The 18,295-nt window shown below is 41.7% G+C and carries 17 protein-coding genes; 4 read left to right on the forward strand and 13 right to left on the reverse strand.

Annotation, left to right across the window (positions count from 1 at the left end):
• Positions 1-9 precede the first annotated feature (9 nt).
• Positions 10-1,068 carry a regulatory protein RecX gene (locus tag QL919_RS01760; RefSeq protein WP_290187869.1) on the forward strand — a complete coding sequence of 353 codons (1,059 nt, stop codon included), beginning with the start codon at positions 10-12 and terminating at the stop codon, positions 1,066-1,068.
• A gap of 45 nt (positions 1,069-1,113) precedes the next feature.
• On the opposite strand, the gene QL919_RS01765 is transcribed toward QL919_RS01760, so the two are convergent.
• The 9 genes from QL919_RS01765 to QL919_RS01805 all read right to left on the reverse strand — a co-directional run bounded on the left by QL919_RS01765 (position 1,114) and on the right by QL919_RS01805 (position 10,345).
• Entirely contained in the window at positions 1,114-2,571 is a 1,458-nt protein-coding gene (locus QL919_RS01765) for an anion permease (protein WP_290187870.1), read from the reverse strand.
• Between the two features lie 543 nt (positions 2,572-3,114).
• A complete protein-coding gene (locus QL919_RS01770; protein WP_290187871.1) occupies positions 3,115-3,828 on the reverse strand; it encodes a YidB family protein in 714 nt (237 codons plus the stop codon).
• A 232-nt stretch (positions 3,829-4,060) separates the two neighbouring features.
• Positions 4,061-4,519, reverse strand: coding sequence for a hypothetical protein (locus QL919_RS01775; RefSeq protein ID WP_290187872.1), 459 nt, complete (start codon positions 4,517-4,519; stop codon positions 4,061-4,063).
• A gap of 130 nt (positions 4,520-4,649) precedes the next feature.
• Positions 4,650-4,931 (reverse strand): succinate dehydrogenase assembly factor 2, encoded by a 282-nt coding sequence (locus tag QL919_RS01780; RefSeq protein ID WP_290187873.1) that lies wholly within the window; start codon positions 4,929-4,931, stop codon positions 4,650-4,652.
• Positions 4,932-5,002: 71 nt separating this feature from the next.
• Complete coding sequence (gene folP / locus QL919_RS01785) at positions 5,003-5,905, reverse strand: dihydropteroate synthase (protein WP_290187874.1); 903 nt, start codon at positions 5,903-5,905, stop codon at positions 5,003-5,005.
• Positions 5,906-6,075: 170 nt separating this feature from the next.
• A complete protein-coding gene (locus QL919_RS01790; RefSeq protein ID WP_290187975.1) occupies positions 6,076-6,927 on the reverse strand; it encodes an IS3 family transposase in 852 nt (283 codons plus the stop codon).
• Complete coding sequence (locus QL919_RS01795) at positions 6,915-7,433, reverse strand: helix-turn-helix domain-containing protein (protein ID WP_290187875.1); 519 nt, start codon at positions 7,431-7,433, stop codon at positions 6,915-6,917. Before QL919_RS01795 ends, QL919_RS01790 begins: the two co-directional genes overlap by 13 nt.
• An 87-nt stretch (positions 7,434-7,520) precedes the next feature.
• Entirely contained in the window at positions 7,521-9,416 is a 1,896-nt protein-coding gene (ftsH, locus tag QL919_RS01800) for an ATP-dependent zinc metalloprotease FtsH (protein WP_290187876.1), read from the reverse strand.
• 296 nt (positions 9,417-9,712) lie between these two features.
• Positions 9,713-10,345, reverse strand: coding sequence for an RlmE family RNA methyltransferase (locus tag QL919_RS01805; RefSeq protein ID WP_290187877.1), 633 nt, complete (start codon positions 10,343-10,345; stop codon positions 9,713-9,715).
• A 371-nt stretch (positions 10,346-10,716) separates the two neighbouring features.
• Here QL919_RS01805 and QL919_RS01810 point away from each other — a divergent pair, with 371 nt between their 5' ends.
• Together QL919_RS01810 and QL919_RS01815 are read left to right on the forward strand one after the other, a co-directional pair.
• Entirely contained in the window at positions 10,717-11,028 is a 312-nt protein-coding gene (locus tag QL919_RS01810; protein WP_290187878.1) for a YhbY family RNA-binding protein, read from the forward strand.
• 268 nt (positions 11,029-11,296) lie between these two features.
• Positions 11,297-12,073, forward strand: coding sequence for a hypothetical protein (locus QL919_RS01815; protein WP_290187879.1), 777 nt, complete (start codon positions 11,297-11,299; stop codon positions 12,071-12,073).
• Between the two features lie 110 nt (positions 12,074-12,183).
• On the opposite strand, the gene QL919_RS01820 is transcribed toward QL919_RS01815, so the two are convergent.
• A complete protein-coding gene (locus tag QL919_RS01820) occupies positions 12,184-12,912 on the reverse strand; it encodes a CHAP domain-containing protein (protein ID WP_290187880.1) in 729 nt (242 codons plus the stop codon).
• A 246-nt stretch (positions 12,913-13,158) separates the two neighbouring features.
• Between QL919_RS01820 and QL919_RS01825 the strand changes: the two genes are divergently transcribed.
• Positions 13,159-13,674, forward strand: coding sequence for a hypothetical protein (locus QL919_RS01825; RefSeq protein ID WP_290187881.1), 516 nt, complete (start codon positions 13,159-13,161; stop codon positions 13,672-13,674).
• 298 nt (positions 13,675-13,972) lie between these two features.
• On the opposite strand, the gene lpxC is transcribed toward QL919_RS01825, so the two are convergent.
• The 3 genes from lpxC to ftsA all read right to left on the reverse strand — a co-directional run bounded on the left by lpxC (position 13,973) and on the right by ftsA (position 18,108).
• Positions 13,973-14,890, reverse strand: coding sequence for a UDP-3-O-acyl-N-acetylglucosamine deacetylase (gene lpxC / locus QL919_RS01830; RefSeq protein ID WP_290187882.1), 918 nt, complete (start codon positions 14,888-14,890; stop codon positions 13,973-13,975).
• A gap of 423 nt (positions 14,891-15,313) precedes the next feature.
• Positions 15,314-16,513, reverse strand: a complete 1,200-nt coding sequence (ftsZ, locus tag QL919_RS01835) for a cell division protein FtsZ (RefSeq protein ID WP_290187883.1) — start codon at positions 16,511-16,513, stop codon at positions 15,314-15,316.
• A gap of 302 nt (positions 16,514-16,815) precedes the next feature.
• On the reverse strand, positions 16,816-18,108 hold the full coding sequence (gene ftsA, locus QL919_RS01840; RefSeq protein WP_290187884.1) for a cell division protein FtsA: 1,293 nt from the start codon (positions 18,106-18,108) through the stop codon (positions 16,816-16,818).
• Between the last annotated feature and the right edge of the window lie 187 nt (positions 18,109-18,295).

Raw genomic sequence — 18,295 nt, forward strand, 5'->3', positions numbered from 1 at the left:
TGACTTGTTATGAAAATTAAAACGTTAGCTGAAATACTCGCTGAGTCGGACGCCGATTCAGCGAGTAGTCCTAATATTAAATCAAAAAAACCTATTAAATCTTCTGAGTCTTCTAAACTTTCTCAGCGCGCCTATCAAGACAAGCCTAAAAAAACAGCTAAGAGCCGCAAGTATTCAACCTACTCTCGTGAAAAGCATTTATTATCTGATGACTCTGGCTTTGAGATAGAATCAGCTGACGCTCATTCTTCTACTAGCAAAAACCCTGCCAAATCTAAGAAACGTAAAAAACGTTTTCACCCAGCGGCTAATTTTAGCCCTGAGCCTAGTGACGCGCCTGTTTATCAACCTCCAGAGGCGCAGAGTATTAAGCAGATGCTCGCTGAGGTTAAGGGTAACGTTCATGAGACTGGTATAAGCAGTGATGAGCATCAAAAAGAGTTCGCTGAAAGCAATCAATCGGACATCGATAACCTGCCATCTGCGCTCAAAGCGTATTTACGTACTCCTGAACAAAAGCAAGCTGAGATTGATGCTATCAAAGCCGAAAGCCGCTTGCGTTGGTTGGCATTTTATTATCTATCGCGCCGAGAGTACGGCAAGGTTGAGCTTAGACAAAAACTGATTGATAAAGAACAAGATCCAAAAAAGATTGACGCCCTGCTTGATGAGTTCGAGGAAAAAGGGTATCAAAGTGATTATCGTACCACCCTGATGCTTATCCGAGAAAATATCCGCAAGGGTCGTGGGCGTGGCCGTATCAAGCAAGAGTTTTATCGTAAAAAGGTAGAGATGCCAGGTAATATCGATGAGCTTATTGATATGGCAAATACAGAATCTGAAGAGTTTATTGAGTTTATAGATGACAGTGCGGATAACTTAGTAGAAGGCATTGACTGGCTTAAACTGGCTGTTACCGCACGGATAAAAAAATACGGCAATGACATCCCTAGTGAACAAAAAGACAAAGCACGCCAACTGCGGTTTTTACAGTATAGAGGTTTTAAGAGCGATATCTGTTTTGCCGCGCTTAACCATACATTAGAGACTTTGGATGAGCGCTTTTGAAAAACGCTCATCTTTCTCTCAATCAATATAGTTTAAAAAGTCTGGCTAATAATAACCGAGTACCTTCCACCAAACCAGACCGGCACCTATCCATATCACTAAGTTAACCACACTCATAATCGCACCAATGCCCCACCACTCTCCTAACGTCACATAGCCCGAGTTAAAGATAACTGGAGCAGTACCTGTTGCATAGTGGGTAAGCGTCATCATGATATTACCTGCCGCTGCTAGAATTAACGCATATAGCATTGGCGGTGCACCTAAACTTAATCCTACCGCATAAAATGCAGCAAATAGCGCGGTAATGTGTGCTGTGGTACTGGCAAAGAAATAATGGATATATAAATAAACTAGGGTCAAAATCGTTACGGCACCTACCCATCCAAGCCCAGTTGCACCAATCATTGACTCAATATTACCCGAAAACCAGCTGATCAGCCCAAGCTCATTTAGGTAAGCTGCCATCATAATGAGGGCACCAAACCAAATAATAGTATCCCATGCAGACTTCTCTTTGAGAATGTCATCCCAAGTCAGTACACCAGTCAATATTAAGGTCGTCAGTCCAATAAAAGCTGTGGTGGTGGCGTCGACACTATACTGCTCACCGAGTATAAGAGCCGGAATGTTGGCCCACAATACTAGCATCAGACCGAACACGCCAAGCATGATTTTTTCCTGAGTGCTTATTTTACCCATCTCAGCCAGGTTATCCTTCGCAAACCCTTTCGCATCAGGGGTTACCTTTACATCAGGCGGATAAATCATATAAATAACCAATGGCATGATTATCAAACAAAGCATACCCGGCACAAACATTGCCACGGCCCAAGTCGTCCATGACAATTGAATATCACCGCCCGTGGCTTTATTCACTAAGTCTACGACTAACGGGTTGGGTGCTGTAGCCGTGATAAACATACCTGAAGTGATGGGATTGGCATGATAGTTGACCATCGCCAAATAACGACCAATCTTATTTTGTGTTCCCTCATCTGGTGTTGAATGGAAACTTTTTGCGATGGATCTCATAATAGGATGAATTATACCGCCACCACGCGCCGTATTAGAAGGCGTAATAGGTGCTATCATCAGCTCAGCTGCCGTCAGAGAATAAGCCACGCCAATGGTTTTTTTGCCAAAAATAGAGATAAAGTAATAAGCAATACGTCGACCCAAACCCGTTTTGATAAGGCCACGTGATATCATAACAGCGATACCAATTAACCAAATCAGCGGGCTTGAGTAGCTTGATAGCGCATCCTTAATGGCTTGTTGTGGACTGTCACTGGTCACCCCAGTCAAAGCCACTAAGGTGACAGCAATGACGGCTATTGCACCAATAGGCAGCACCTTACCAATGATGGCGACGATAGTGGCGATAAACAAAGCCAACATGTGCCATGCTGCAGGCGTAACACCAGTAGGTACTGGAATAACGAACCAGATGACTAAACCAACTAAAATGGCAATGACCGCTTGGATAGGCTTAAATGGCATGAGTCAACATCCTTATAGATTCTTATGCAATCACACTTATAGAGATATAATTTTCTATATCAAAATAATTTTCATAAAAGTTATCTCATATCAAATACTGTCAACATAGTGACTGCAACAATAAATCATATGGATTACATAAACATCTTATAAGATTTCCAGCATCTATTTCCTGTTATTCACTATTTTTAACATTTTAGCGCAGAAGTCTCCTACCTCTGTGGTGAGATGAATGCGTATTTACAATACCTTAAGTTTATTGCTAGACTTCAATCAAGGTCAGCATTTCAGACCTTTAGAGTAATCTAATAACATCATCGTCAGTCTGTGTCCGAGTTGCTTGAAAACAGCAATAACTGTGAACCGTTGGTGCGACGAGGATAGCTTAGTAAACTTTCCTAACCGCTATTGCAGCATTAAACGATAAAATACCTAACCACCATATTATTAACAATAAAAAAGAGCACGTTATTGAACGCGCCCTTTTTTAGAATATATATGGCTAAAATTTAGCAGACAACTGACCATATTTTAAAATTAGAATTATTTTAGAGTGCCCAATCGGCTAGATAACTGATTGATAATTTGGTCAATCTCTTCATTGGCTTCAGACTCATTATCCAAGTTACCATTGGGTGTCAGTTGGTTCATTACTTCGGGTAACAATTCAGCGAGACCTTGACGCACCTCTAAATCATTGGCTCCTGTATGAGCAGCAACCTGTTGAATCTCATTTTCATCAAATAAACGACTGACGTCATTGGGATCAAGATTATCATTGTCTTCTTGATTGCTCATCCAAGAACGAGCTTGGTTCTCATAACCCATGCCAGTGATTTTAGATAATGCACCGCTCAAACCACCATTACGTTTGATCCAGCTCAGTACCATCGGCATCAGCGCAGCAACCAACATGCCTTTACCGCCAAAACCACCTCTGGTGCGCTGACCACCTAGTACGCCACCTAAAATATCACCCAAGCCGCCAGCGCCTGAGCTGACACCGCCACGCTGCGCGCCACCAGTAAGACCACCAATAATATCATCTAGACCAAAGCCATTGTCTGGTTGACGATCGTATTGTCTTGGATTATAACCACCCGTCTGGCTACCGTTGCCTAATACACTGCCCAATATATCACCAAGACCACCTGTCCGACGTGGCTCAACACGTTGGTTAACTGGATTGCGCTGCGCATCCTCTGGATCCATTGCTCTACGTGCAACTTGGCTTACCAAATTCCCTAATAGGCTCATAATATCATCCTCTGTTGTCATATTATTTGTTATAAAAATAAAACTGTTGGCTTGAATGCCTGTTGTTAATTTTTAATATAGCAAATCTCTTTAATCATCGAGATAGGTATTTTGTTATGACATGTAGGCGTTCGTAATTGAGTATATATCACCATTTTCAAATAAGGACACGCTCTAGCTATATTAAGCTAAAGACAACCATAAGAAATAGAGGATACAGTAAGGTTGAGTTTCAATTTAATTGAGCAGAGCTTACATTGGCAAGAATACTCAGTTCTCGCCATTGCTCAGGACTGACCTGATCACGAAATATAGTGGTCAATAGCGCTCTTTGATAAGGCTCTACGATGTCGAACTCAAAACTCAGTGCCCACCGAGAGCGATGCACAGTGTTCAGACTTGCGTGCCATAACTCATCGCCACGGCCTGTACGTATCAGCAACTGCCATTGCCTATCGACACGCTGACTAAGCGGTGGCTGGCTAAGATGTAGCAATATAGGCTGTGATAATGCTAGATAAGTTATTACTGCAGTTGTCACTATTAAGATAAGTACATACTGCCACAGTGCTAGAGACGCTAGCCACCCTAATATTGTCATGACACTAGCCAAACCAATATATAGTAGCAAACGCAGGCGGCTTGCCGTTCTAATAGCAGTATCAATACGCAAAGTATTTATCAAAGTCATAGGTTCGTATCACAAGCCGTATCAGACTGCCGTGCCAGTCAGCTTCAGAAGCTCATTATTAAAGTGGATAACTGGACGATTGAATTATCGAATTATTGCTATATTTCTCAGCGACACCCTAAACAAAAAATTAAGTCAAATCTTTGGTATGACGCCATGTCTTAATTTTATTAACCAACTCCCAGATTACATCATCTTCAGGTCGCGATTGATTGGTAAAATAATCCAATAAATCAGGGTCTTCATGAGTCAGCATCTCAGCAAAAGCGGCTTGCTCAGCAGGTTCTGCCGTCAAATACAGCTCTTTGACATAAGGGTCAATATAAAAATCCAACTCTTTTAGTCCGCGACGAGCCTGATAAATAATGCGGCGCTGTTCATTGGTTGGTTCTGGTTGGTTTATTGCTGTCATAGATATGATCTCAATAGAAATGTATTTAAATGGAAATATGATTTTCGAGTGTCGAATAGTAATTGTAATTGTTAGACTTTATGATGATTATACGCGGATAACTGGCTCCATAATGCCACTGATTGCTGAGTCATCGCTACATTATGAGTGCGAATGATACTAGCCCCCTGCTGCAGCGCAAAGATTCCAGCAGCGGCTCCCACAGCATCACGCTCTAGCGCTTGGGTAGTAGCAACAGCTTCGACGCCACTTTTACTGAGTACTTCTGCTAAAAATCGCTTGCGCGAAATCCCAAACATCATCGGCAATCCGAGTGCTTGTAACTTTTTAAGCTGACTTAATAAAGCACAATGATGCTCATAATTTTTAGCAAAGCCAAATCCAGGGTCGATGATTATTTTTTCACGTTTGACACCGATGCTTATTACTTCATCAATACGTGCAGCAAGCTCATTACTGACCTCTTCAACCACGTCATCATACTGTGCCAAATCATTCATGGTCGTTGGCTCACCACGCATGTGCATCAGCATAACGGGTATATTAAGTGCTGCTGCTAGCTTGGCTGCACCTTCGCGCTTAAGCGCTCGTACATCGTTCCAAATATCGGCACCCGCATCAAAGGCTGCCTGCATCACTAATGGGTTACTGGTATCAATAGACAGCCAGAGCTCGTGACCAAAATTTTGCCGAATGGCCCGTACGACTGGTACAACACGCTGTATCTCTTCAGAAGTACTGACAGCCTCCGCATTTGGACGGGTAGATTCGCCACCAATATCAATAATCGTTGCGCCCTCATTCATCATCTGCTGACAGTGTTGGATGGCTTTGTTAACCGCATTGAATTGCCCACCATCTGAAAAAGAATCTGGCGTTACGTTGAGAATACCCATAATATGTGGCTGCGACAAATTTAGAGTCTTATCGCGGCTCGATACTTCGTAACTGGGAAGAGGTTGGAATAATGACATGAGCAATCCATTATAGATAAAAAGATAAAATTTATAATATAGCTTTCGTTCTTGCTACCTGTGCTTATGATACCAGTAAATTCTATGCTGTCCTAAAACTAAAGCCTTGATAAAATAATGACAATAAAAAAGCCCTTTATAAATGAACTGACCCCCTAAACTTAGACAGTTTAAGTTTGCATCAAGGACTGAGCTCTGTACTTAACAGGGCTCAGTCCTTTTAGTTTAAGCTGAATTCTCTCATGATTATAGTAGTGAATATAGTCATGAATCTGTTTTTCCAAAGCCTCAATCGTTTTAGGCTTCTCAATGTAGATAGTCTCACACTTCAAAGACCCAAAGAAGCTTTCCATCAACGCATTATCTAAACAGTTCCCTTTTCGGCTCATACTTTGCTTAATATGATTCTCTTTAAGCGTATTTGCAAACGGTTTCATCTGATAGTGCCACCCTTGATCTGAGTGCAGTGTTAGCTCCTCCTTACCCTTGCGCTTTGATGATATGTTTTCAACCGCGCGCTCTAGCATCTGTTTCACCAAGTCATATACGGGTCGTCTTGAGAGCGTATAACTGATGATCTCATTGTTGAAGCAGTCAAGTATTGGGGATAGATATAGCTTGTCATCACCGACTTTAAACTCTGTAATGTCAGTAAACCACCTGCGATTGGGCGCTTTCGCTCTAAACTTGCGTTTGACTAAGTTCTTGGCGATCACACCGCACTGCCCTTTATAGGAGCGATACCTTTGTCGTCTGATTTTAGCATTAAGTTTAAGCTCACCCATGAGTCTGGCAATCAGCTTATGATTGTGTTTTAGATATTCATTCTTAAGCGTTTGAGTTATGCGGCGATAGCCGTACCGACCTTTATGGTGATGGTAGATATCACTGATACGCTGTTTAAGATCGGCATACTTATCATCAGCCGTCAGCAAGTTTAGGTGATAGTAAAAGCTACTTCTTGGTATACCTGCAATAAGTAGTAGTAAAGCTAAGGGATGCTGATTCCTTAGTCCTTCGATGAGCCTTGCTTTGTCGCGGCTTGTTCCTTTTCCCTGAGCAAGGCATCGAGCTTTTTTAGATAAGCGTTCTCCGCACGCAAATACTCATTCTCGCGTTTGATTTCTTCTACACTTTTCTCATGGTCAGGTTTGTCAGTAAGGTAAGGGTGCTTCATAGTAAGTCGTCCTTTGGCTTTGGCGGTTAAGCCTAGCATACCATGACAAGCATAGGAGCTGCGCCAAGCACTGATTAAAGCAGGTGAGCTGATGTTGAACTTTAAAGCGGCTTGTGATTGACTTAAACCTTCATCTGCCATAGTGGTGAGAACTTGAAGCTTAAAATCACAACTGTATATAGCTTTACGAGTTTTAGGTTTGATGGCAAGGACGCCTCCAGCTTGATACTGGTTGACCCATTTAACAACATCTTTATCATCAATATTAAAGTGCTTGGCAGTAGCATAAGCAGAATGACCTTGCTGATAATAGGCGATCACTCTTATCTTAAAGTCTATGTCGTATTTCATAAAATAACCCCCAAAAGTTGTGTCCAACTTATGGGGGTCAGTTCAAAATAACGGGCTCTTCATATTCAATATTGGCTAACCGTAGGACTACATCGCTGGTAATGGTGGCGGTGTGGATCCAGTTGTTTTAACATCATTTTTTGATAAGTTCACTTCATTATGCTGATAGACTCTTGGTGGTCGTGGGTCTTCACCAGCTAAGATATCCTGCAACTGATCGCGGTCAATCGTTTCCCATTTCATCAAGGCATCAACCATTGCATGCATTTTATCTTGGTTACCTTCGATTAGCTCACGAGCGATATCGTATTGCTCTTCTAACATACGGCGTACTTCTTCATCCACTTTTTGCTGTGTGGCTTCTGAAATGGTACGGCTGCTAGAGCCAAAGTAGCCTTGTGAGCTATCTTCATCTTCATACACCATAATACCAAGCGCGTCAGACATACCGTATTTGGTGACCATCGCCCGTGCCATTTTGGTTGCACGTTCAAAGTCGTTTGAGGCACCTGTAGACATCTGATTGATAAATACTTCTTCGGCGATACGACCACCAAACAAAATAGCAATATCATTGAGCATTTTTGACTTATACATACTGGTCTGATCATGCTCAGGCAGCTGCCAGGTAACACCAAGCGCAAAACCACGCGGCATAATGGTTACTTTATGCACAGGATCTGTACCAGGTAGCAATTCAGCGACTAAGGCATGGCCTGCTTCATGATAAGCAGTCGCACGGCGCTCTTCTTCACGTATCACCATCGATTTACGCTCAGGACCCATATATAGCTTGTCTTTAGCATCTTCAAAATCATTCATATCGACGCTAGTTTTATTACGACGTGCTGCAAATAATGCCGCTTCGTTAACCAAGTTGGCAAGCTGTGCGCCACTGAATCCAGGCGTACCACGAGCAAGTGAGTTTGCATCCACACCAATGGTATTTGGTAGCTTTCTCAAATGCACTTTTAAGATTTGTTCACGGCCTTTGATATCTGGTAAGCCGACTTGTACTTGACGGTCAAAACGACCTGGACGTAATAATGCTTTATCAAGAACATCTGCACGGTTGGTCGCAGCAATGACGATAACACCTTCATTGCCTTCAAAACCATCCATTTCTACCAACAATTGGTTCAATGTTTGCTCACGCTCGTCATTACCACCGCCCATACCGGAGCCACGATGACGACCGACTGCATCAATCTCATCGATAAAGATGATACAAGGCGCACTTTTCTTGGCTTGTTCGAACATGTCACGTACACGCGATGCACCAACACCAACGAACATTTCTACAAAATCAGAACCTGAAATTGAGAAGAACGGTACTTTAGCTTCACCAGCAATGGCTCTTGCTAATAGTGTTTTACCAGTACCAGGAGGACCTACCATCAAAATACCACGTGGGATGGTCGCGCCAAGCTTGGTAAATTTATCAGGATCACGTAAGAACTCAACCACTTCGACGACTTCTTCTTTGGCTTCTTCACAACCAGCCACATCTTCGAAATTGACGTTAATTTGGTCTTCAGTCAGCATTTTGGCTTTAGATTTACCAAAGCTCATCGGGCCGCCACCTTTACCACCTGCGCCGCCCTGCATATTACGCATAAAGAATAAAAACAGACCAATAATCAATAGAATTGGGAAACTGGCTATCAGTAACTGCATTAGTACGCTTTGGCGCTTCGGTGCAGTCCCTTGGACTTCAACTTGGTTTTCACGCAGCATCGGCATCAGCTCGTCATCTGACACAGCTGGTCTAATGGTCTCAAAAGATGAGCCATTTTTCTTTTCACCGGTGATTTGCTCACCATCGATTTCAACACTGGCTACTTGGTTTTCTGACACAGCGGTCACAAACTCAGAGTAGTTAAGGCTATCCGGCTCAGAAGATTGATCAAAGCCGCTAAACACCAGCACCAAAATGCCGATTACCACCAGCCACAATAAGGTATTTTTTACCATGTCGCTCACTAGTTATTCCCATCCCTTACTTATTGGTGTGTTTACTAAACACGTGACGTCCATAAACGTACTGCTCATTTAACAATATATAAATCATTTATAAAGAGCTTATCAAGCGTTTATTATCAGACGACTTTGCCTAAAACAAAGTTAATATACCATGATATGTGGTGCTAACCTGCATAATTCAAGCAGGTTTCGCTTTTATTCAGTTAACGATTGTAGCAGTTTTTATCCTACAATGACTGTGCTTTATGATGGCACTCTCGCTCACTTGCAATAGCAGCAACCTATTGAAGTTAAAGCTATTTAATCGCTATCCAAAACATCTCTTTTGACCGAGGTCTTGAGGCAGCAGGTTTAATGCTACGGATTTTACTAAAATCATCCTGCATCTGCTTGCGTAATTCTTGTGTACCCTCGCCCTGAAACACTTTCATAATAAGCGCGCCACCTTCTGGTAAGGTTGCAAGTGCGAAGTCCACAGCCAGCTCGCATAAGTACATCATACGCGGCTGATCAATAGCGCTATTACCAGCGGTATTGGGCGCCATATCGGAAAGCACCACATCGACCTGCCTGTTGCCCACTTCAGCCATGATAGCGTCAAACACTTCTGCTTCACGAAAATCACCTTGGATAAAAGTGACATCAGGCAAAGTATCCATAGCTAAGATGTCAGAAGCAATTAAAATACCTTTATCACCCACCAATTGCCCCGCCACTTGCGACCAACTACCAGGGGCACTGCCCAAATCTACGACAGTCATGCCTTTTTTAATCAGACTGGTTTTTTCATTTATCTCTAACAGCTTGTAAGCAGCGCGGGCACGATAGCCGTCTTTTTGGGCCTTTTGTACATAATGATCATCAATATGCTCTTTCATCCAAGCACTGCTGCTCTTTGACAATTTTTTGTTTTCGATACGCGTGGCCAAAATACTTGCTCCTGTTACTCTAAAAAAACCTAACTACTTCCTATTCAAGCAATACTCAATTTTGAGCGTTACCCACTCATGTTATCCATTAGCAACTTCACCTAATGAGTGTTCGATTATTTTAGAATGAATTATTATTTAGGATGTTTATTCGTTAATGATCTTAAATGAACAAATTCTATTGGTTAAATAACTGTTTTATAAGGCAGTTGCGTTTATAATATGACCAAACATTCAGTTTAACATTTTCGTCACGTAAAATCGTGCAAAATCCTGCTGATCTCATGCAAGATAGTCACAGATTATCTATAATGATCAATAACTGTTTTTGACAGTACCATTTTTTATTTTTATCAATACCTAGGAATTATATGCAACTCGATAACGCTACCATCAAACGTCTAAAAGGCATTGGCCACGAGCTAAAACCTATCGTTATGATTGGCAATAAAGGCATCACCCCAACCATCACTGAAGAGATTGATCGCGCACTATCAGATCATGAGCTTATTAAAGTAAAGCTACCTGCTGGCACTAAAGAAGAGCGCGATATCGTTGGTGCTGAACTTGCTGCAGCGGCAAATGCCTCTCTTGTGCACTCTATCGGCCGTATGGCATTGCTACTACGTAAAAATCCGAATGCCAACCCAAAGCTATCAAACCTATCTCGTCACGCGCAATAATTCGTCTGTGTTAGCGTGATTTACTTTTGAACATAGCCTAATGACTTCTCTATGCGATAAATCATCCAGTTTCTTTATATAGGTGTCATGTTCAAGCACTATATGACAAATAAAAGCCGCGACGCAATTGCTCGCGGCTTTTATACTATCTGCTTTCTATTCTTTATGTAATGACTTTTGACAACTTAGTGTCGTTATTATGCTAAGTTAGCCAGTCGATAAGTCCTTATGACTCTCATTTTTAAATATCATTAGGGTCTGCTGAACTATGAGCCAAACTTTTCACTTACGCTTAGCAACTGATACGATAGTAGAGGATGCAAAGCAGCTTGGTGTGACCGTAAAAGAGCTAAATAACATCTCCGTCATTGTTAGCGCTGACATTATCAACCAGCCAACCTTGTACTTGCAGCTCACCTATCAAATAGCCTTACCCACACAGTCTCTGATAGACCAACTCAATTGGCCAACGTGGCAATCAAAGCAGGTCGGTTTTGCAGATTATCTATGGGAGGCGACTTGCCTTGAGTGCTTTGTCGCAAGTCATCTATCTCATAAAGATGCCTTTGATAACAGTGTGGCACCTTACGTTGAAATCAATGCCAGCCCCGATGGCCGTTACGCGCTTTATCAGTTTGACAGCTATCGTAGCCCTGCGACTCTACCACCGACACCGCTATCACAAACAGATCGCCAGACGCGTGCCTGTATTGATTGGCAAGAAAGCAGCGGACTATCTTTAACACCAACAACAGCAAAAATGCCAACACAAGAAGCAGGCAAGTTATCTCACCATCCACTAATCATATCTAAACCTATTCATTCCGAGCCCAGTCATTCCGAGAGAAGTCATTTCAAACGAAGCTTTAGTGTACCCTTGACCCAACTGGTCAATAAACAGCATTCTATGTATGGTACTGTCATCGAGCACATACATCCATGCGTTATTTTATTATTTGGTAAGACCGCTCTATACTTTGCAGCCCGTCATGCCTCTCCACCCGATTTTCACAATCGCCAGTATTGGTCCAAATTTGAGCTTTAGCTCTACCAGCTCACCATTTAGCACGCAAAAAAAACTCAGTAATGTCATAAAGAGCATCACTGAGTTTGGAGAAAACGGTAAATCAAACTAATAGATTGATTGTCTGACTTTTATTTATCAGCCATTGCAAGGTAGATACCACGGTTTGATGCATCATCAACATATTGCGAATCACGCCATGTTGTATAGTTATGGGTGCCACTATAAGGATTGATGCTGTTTTGACGGAAATCTGATACCCAGTTATTACCATCAAAGATTTGGATATGGCCATGAGGACGTCTTGATGTACGATCAAAGACAACAACATCACCTACTTGTGGCTGCATATCATTACTGATTTTAGTAAAGCCTGCTTGGGATAATGTGCCACGAGAGGCATACTGGTACGCTGAAGGATTCGGGGTAAATTCGTAACCAGCTGATTGTAGCGCTTTACGTACATAGCGAGCACAATAACCAGAGCTTCTAGATAGCGCGACACGTGATGCACGGGCAGCGGCGATAGCAGGTGCAGAGTTACTATCAGGAATGCGACTGGCTTGCTGTTGACGCTGCTCGTAAGACAAACGACTGGTTAGCGATGCAAGCTGATATTCTTTTTGCTTAGCATGAGCACTCAAATTATCGATAGCTTGACTAATCTCGTCGTTGCTAAAGACATGGGCACCACTGTTGGTGCTATAGATATTACGGCTAGAGCCATAATTGTTTGATGCTGAGATATTCGTGATGGTATGAGTCAAGGTATTATTTGATTGAAAGGTCGTTTCGGCAGCACCACTCGTTTGTGCTACACCCATTCCCAGTACTGACAAAATTAATAAAGCTTGTTTCATAAATTTACTACCTATTGTTAATACAAGAACGCCCGTCATCCGTAACGAAGCATCAATTAATTTGGGGATATAATCATTAAACAAACATGATAAAATCCTTAGTACAACAGCTCGCTCTTTCTATAGTGACTAACGCCGATATCATCCTTGGCTTAGTCAACTGCCTCGTAAATCGTTTGCTACATATTGCTTTTAGCATGTCTGTTATGAATATCGATTTTGTCACCTACTAGATGAGTCATTACGATGTCAAAAAAACAGCCTAATCGGCTTGCCCAGCTTATTGATCATCAAGCATTTGCTGGTAGCGCACTACCTCAAACTCTTGCTGATAACATGCGGCTATATATAGAAGCGACCAATGAGGTAAAAGAGCTATTGGTAGATTGTCTACCTGAGGAAATCCTCAATACCTGTTGGGTCGTAGGCTTCACTCCTGAGCAACTTATACTCAGTGTTGGCTCTATGACAGCGGCTAATCATATTCGCTACTTACAGAGCGCTTATTTGCAGGTATTAACAGAGCAGTCAATTACATTTAAACAACTCAAGCAAATTCGCGTCGTTGTAGCCAAGACATCTGCTGATAATTATTTATCTAAACAATCCTCAGCGTTATTAGCAACTTCATTAAAACCGTGTAAAGCCAATGAAAATCAGGCTCTTAGCCAAAACACAAAGCGGACTATATCACAGGCTGCAGAGCATGTCACCACCGATGAAAACCTCAAAAAGGCACTTTTGCGCCTCGCAAATCACTAAAAACCCAGCCACTTCTATGTAAAGTTATGTAAATAAAACCATAAAATAACGAGAGTAACGCTGCGATTTTGTAATTCAGTAAACGAAAAAAATCATCTGTTGATTCGGTTCAGGTTATGAACGTCATCAAGAGATGATTATAAAATTATCCACAGCTTTTATATTCTCTACCCTAGAGCAGAATTGTTAAACTTAACTAAACAATATATCCAAAAAATTGCATATTATACCAATGTAATTATAACCAGATTATGTAATATTGCGTAAATGTTTCGATACTTCGTGTATATTCCTGTATTCATCCTTCAACCACTAGCCCATTTAAGGGCAAATATTCGATAGGACAGGTTACGTTGTCATCAAATGTTACAATTTCAAAGTTATCATGGTCTGATAATATCTCACGTACTAACAAATTATTTAATGCATGACCGGATTTGTACGCATTAAAACGACCCAAAATCGGATAACCAATCAAATATAAATCGCCCAAAGCATCCAAAATTTTATGGCGGACGAACTCGTCATTGAAACGTAAGCCTTCTTCGTTAAGAATATTGGCATCATCAATGACAATAGCATTGTCCATACTGCCACCTAAGGCCAAATTATTCTGACGCATGGCCTCAATATCTCGTAAAAACCCAAAGGTACGGGCTGAGCTTAGTTGCTCAATGAAGTTTTGCGTCGAAAACTGCAATTGTGCATGCTGGAAATCTTTGTCGATAGCAGGATGATCAAAATCAATCTCAAAATTTAGCTCAAAACCATCATAAGGACGCAGCTCTGCCCACTTATCATCTACTTTTACTCGTACTGGTCGTACAATTTTGATGAATTTTTTGAGTGCATCCTGCTCACGGAACCCTGCATCAAGTAGTAAAGCAACGAAAGGAGCAGCACTACCATCCATAATAGGTATCTCTGATGCAGACACGCGAATCAATAGGTTATCAACGCCAAGTCCAGCAATGGCACTAAGCAAGTGCTCTACTGTACCGACACGAGTGCCACCAAACACCAGGTTTGACGACATCATTGTGTCCTGTACCAAAAAGGCACTGGCAGGAATCGGCTGACTGCCTTCGATATCTGAGCGCTCGAAAACAATACCTGTATCAGCTGGTTGCGGATGAAATTCTAAGTCAACAGGCTGACCACTATGGAGACCAGTACCCGTAACGGCTATCGCTGTTTTTATGGTTCTTTGGTTCATGGCTGTCCTCTCACATATTTTGTTACAATTGCCATAGTGTATCATTACCTACCCCTAGTTCGCCATAGTTAAAACTTGCTAATTTCCTTATCTCTTTGATTGATAACACTTATCATAATACCAAACCCAAAAAGTGCGATGAACGTTGTCAAATTTGCTAAGCCTACTAGGTGTAGTACTTGCGCAAGTTTTCCACGTTACTCTAATTTTTGGGAATGGTATAACTATATTATCGATTGTTTTTATATTTTATATAGACTGTTTTAATCAAAAATCCGTTAAAAAACGAGAAGCTTTATAGTATGAGCACTTTCCAATCGCTATTTTGAGTTCGCTTCAATAAGCGCAATGTGCTTTATCTCAACGCATAAAAAAGCCAGCAACTGAGCGCTGGCTTTTTTGACTACATGCATTTAACAATGACTATTTGTTCTGTTGACGCTTTAGATAGTCTTGAATGCTGTTGGTTTTAGTTTTAGGTTGCTCTTGCGGTGCGCTTGAACGTGCAGCACTTTCTTGATACATCTGAGCTTGAGACTGCTTCTGACTGTTCAAAGCACTGGTATGCAAATTAGGGTCAACAGGCTGCGTACTGTTAACAGAAGGCACAGGCTGCTCCACTACTTCTGGTTCTTGACCAGCATTTTCATCTAGCGTCAGACCAGTTGCGATAACAGTAACATGCAAGTCATCACCCATTTTCTCATCGATAACCGAACCATAGAAAATATGTGCATCGTCGATATCTGTAATTTCTTCGACTATAACACTGATTTTGCTCATCTCATCTAATGACAGAGATTCAGATGAAATGACGTTCACTAGCAAGCCTTTGGCATTTTCTAGACGTAAATCATCTAGTAATGGAGATCTAATGGCTTTTTCGGTTGCTTGACGTGCACGATCATCACCACTTGCACGACCGATACCCATCATTGCGTGACCTTTAGCAGTCATCGCTGTGCGAATATCGTTAAAGTCAATATTGATCATACCCTCGCTAGCGATGGTTTCAGCAATACCTTGAACCGCATGCAATAGAACATCATCGGCTTTTTTGAAAGCGTCCTGCATAGAAATATTGCCGTAAACACTCATTAGCTTATCATTAGGAATAGTAATAATAGAGTCAACGAAATTAGTCAACTGCTCGATACCTGCTTTAGCAGCCTTGATACGTTTACCACCCTCAAACTTAAATGGTGTGGTCACAACGGCGACCGTTAATACTTCCATTTCTTTGGCAATACGAGCGACAACTGGCGCTGCACCCGTACCCGTACCACCGCCCATCCCAGCGGTGATAAACACCATGTCTGAGTGTTCAAGCAGGGCACGAATGGCCTCTTCTTCGCTTTCTGCTGCTTCGCGACCCACTTCTGGGTTAGCGCCTGCACCAAGACCACGGTTTGTTTTTGCACCAAGTTGTAATTTATGCGGTGCTGTCAAACGATCGAGTGCTTGCTTATCCGTATTAGCACAGACGAACGTTACACCTCTAATCCCTTGTTGTACCATATGTTCAACCGCATTACCGCCGCCGCCACCTACACCGAATACAGTGAAGCTTGCTTGGCCGTTATTTTGAGGCTGGTTATCATCTGGCATGGTGTATTTTGACATAAAAAAGATTCTCCAGTTGCAGATAGCGTAATGGTCGATACGTAGTAACGCACTTATATGGCGCGCTATCGACATACTATATATAAATGTATTTAAATAAAACAGGGCAACGGCTGAAATAATTCAGCTTAGACAAAATAGGTCATCATTGCTCAGGGTATTAATTTAATGTTATTTAGTTAATCGCATATTACTCAATGAGTCATAAAACCATCTAAAAACTTGAGTATAGTTTATAGGATACTCATCCGCTACGTTGTTAAATATCTGGCCAGTATGTCTTACTAACCTAAGTTGAAGCGTTATAGTATCTTTTTTAACACACTAGCAAAGCGTTGCCCAGCACTCTGAAAAACGCCCGTTACGCGACTTTTTTGAATCGCTTCAGGTTCACTTTTTTCACTGCGGCGAAATTGTTCGCTTTGACTATATAACAGTGTACCAAATGCGGTTTGGTAAGCTCGGTCATTGACTTGAATGTTTAGCTGTTTAAACGACTCATCATTATCAAAATGATTATAAGCACTGATTGCAGGGTGCGTATTGGTCAATACCACTGGCATTTTAAGTAATTTTTTAGCAAAAGGTATCATTCCTTTGATAACAGTGCCGCCACCTGTCAGCACGATACCTTTATCAATATAACCTACTAAATCAGCTTCATGCAGTTGACGAGCAACTTCTGTAAATATCTGAATATAGCGTGCTTCGATGATGCGTGCTAAGTTGTATGTGCCAATATTAATCTCATCGTTTGTGCCTTGCGGCTTAAAGATAAAGAATGAGCTGGGATCAACGCTATTGACATCTACAGTACCATGAGTCTTTTTAAGCTTTTCAGCCTCTATCATGGAAATGCCAAAATCCGCTGAGATATCCATGGTGACTTCATGGCTGCCAGTGGCAATGCAATGCGTAAATATCAGTTTATTTTCTTTGTAAACACAGATACTTGTGGTGCTAGCACCAATATCTACCAAGCAAACGCCCTGCTGGCGCTCATCACTCATCAGACTATATTCAGCACTGGTCACAGCATCAAATACAATATGATCGATACCAACATCACAGCTTTGCAATAGTTTTTGAATATTTTGGCGACTAGAAACCGGCATCATCATCATGTGATACATGACAGTGATGTTGTGCGCCATCATCTCGATTGCATCGTCAACCATAAAGTCCTGATCATCGACGTAAATGCCTTGCTGGCAACAGTGCATTAAGTAATAGTCTGATGACAAATCACGTGACTTAGCATTGGATAAGGCTTGCACCATATCTTTGGCGCGTACGACGTCATCCTCGACTCGCACTTCCCCTGCACTGTTTCTACTGAGTAGCTCTGGAGTGGCAAGTGTCAACCATACGCTGTGCACACGGCAGTTAGCGGTATCTTCTGCTTCTTGAATGGCTTGCTTAATAGCACCTTGCAAACGTTCACGATGCTTAATTTGACCTTGATAAAAATCGCTGTTTTTAACTTGCCCAACGCCCAATATACGGATGTCTTTTGCAGAGACAACATTGCCTATGACGACATATACTGCCGTGGCACTTAAATGGACAACAACCAGATTTTCAGTATTTTTCATGGTACCAGACAAATTATCGCTAAACAGGAGGCCAAATGACGCCCCCATTAAATCATTAAAAAAAGCGCTATTATTACGCTATCGTATTATGCATTTATTCTTTATCGTATTCTTTATCGTATTCTTTATTGTAAATAATCATCTAAAGTGAAAGATTGAGAGTCATTACTAATCAAGTATTGCTTAT

It is taken from the genome of Psychrobacter sp. APC 3426 (genome assembly GCF_030408035.1).
In the GTDB taxonomy this organism is placed as follows: domain Bacteria; phylum Pseudomonadota; class Gammaproteobacteria; order Pseudomonadales; family Moraxellaceae; genus Psychrobacter.